General features: G+C 42.8%; 1 pseudogene. It reads right to left on the bottom strand.

Annotated features, from left to right (window positions below):
* Positions 1-1308 (bottom strand): annotated as a pseudogene (locus tag A3766_RS24000) (acetyl-CoA hydrolase); the annotation flags it as partial.
* Positions 1309-1621: the final 313 nt, after the last annotated feature.

Here is a 1621-nt window from a genome sequence, read left to right on the forward strand (position 1 = left end):
AAAGTCTTGAGGCCCTAGATAGAAGCCACCATGCATATAGATACCACCCTTGAGGTTATCACCCAGGCATAGTTCACACACGGAGGCAAAGTTGGCTTGCTCTAACAAGTTAATCGAAAGTGTCGTTTCGCCTATTTTAAGACCATCCTCAGCCCACTGTACGGCATCAGAAAAAATGCCCCAGCGCTGTAGATAAATAAAGTCAGAATGAGTCAGCTGATGAGAAATAATCGACTCATTTAACAAGCACTCAAGTGTAGATGGTGAAACTGTTTCACCAATTTTCCCCTCATTAATCAAGCGCTGTAAATCAAGATCATCATAGACCTTACGCTTTACAATTCCGCTCTTGATTAGGTGCATGAAGCCGTTAACAAACATTTCACTGGAACCATACAAGCCTTTATCGAAGGCATCCACGCCACCATATTCGGAGATAAGTTTTTTATCGATATTCAGAGAGTCGACGACATGTTTATAGACGTCGTTATCGGTCTGGCGCAATTTGCATGCATAAACGATGGCATCACCTAATGAACCGATACCAATCTGCAATGTACCGCCATCTTTAATTAGAGTACTGGCATATAAGCCTGCCATATAGTCAGGGTTAGGAACCGACATATTTGGTGGCGCAAACAAACGAGTCTGATAGGCAGGACTATGAACCTGGAAGTCAAAATAATCATTCTCGACCATTGCACGGTTATACATAAACGGTAAATCGTCATGAACCTGAGCAATAGTGACGATCTTTTTCCCCTTCGCCCTCTCTTCTTCAATCAGAGGCATAATATCCAGGGTAACATCGGTATTACAGCTTAAGCTCAACTGTGGTCGGCCATCTATTTCTTTTTTAGCGACAATTTGTGCCAGCACATTGACGCCATTAATCATTAAGTCGCGCGATACAAAGGTATAGTTACTCGATACATAGTTTCGCTGCGCACTGGCAACGCTCTTCATAGCACCCGCTTTAAAGTAAAACTCCGAGACTTCGACATTCGGCGGCAAGGTGTTAGTCCTGACTGCCTTGGCATACTCTAACTCTTCGTAATCACCAAATAAGCGCTCGACAAATGGCACTAGAAACTTGGCTTCCATTTCACTTTTTGGTCTTGGCTTTTCTAGCGATAAAGCTGTAATGATCCGCAGATTAATACTCGGATCCTGCTGCGCCTTTCTGTAAAAAGCATTCGCCAACTGATTTGGTTTTCCCAAACCTAGAGGTAAACCCAAAACAATATTTTTACCAACCGTCTCTATCGTCCGCTCGACACAGCGTTCAACTTCACTAAATAATTCCATGAGTTCTCCAAACCGTTCTTGTTTTTTATATCCAGTACGAATTCGTCTACAGTAACAACACTTGAGCGCGCTAATCATGACATAAGTCAAACACTCACAAAAAATTATCAAGGGCTCCGACAAAAGCTCTGCCTTACGCTTCAAAAGCAATTGACGCTAATCATTTATTCTCTTGGCGAGAGTGGTTATGATGACGCCACATTAACATAAGGACCACACAATGATTTCTACCTTTAGTGAGCTTCTCACAGCCGCCCAAGAGCAAGACCAACCTCAACGCTTACTTTTTTTATTCGCCAAAGCCGAAGGTGAA

This window comes from Oleiphilus sp. HI0132 (genome assembly GCF_001635845.1).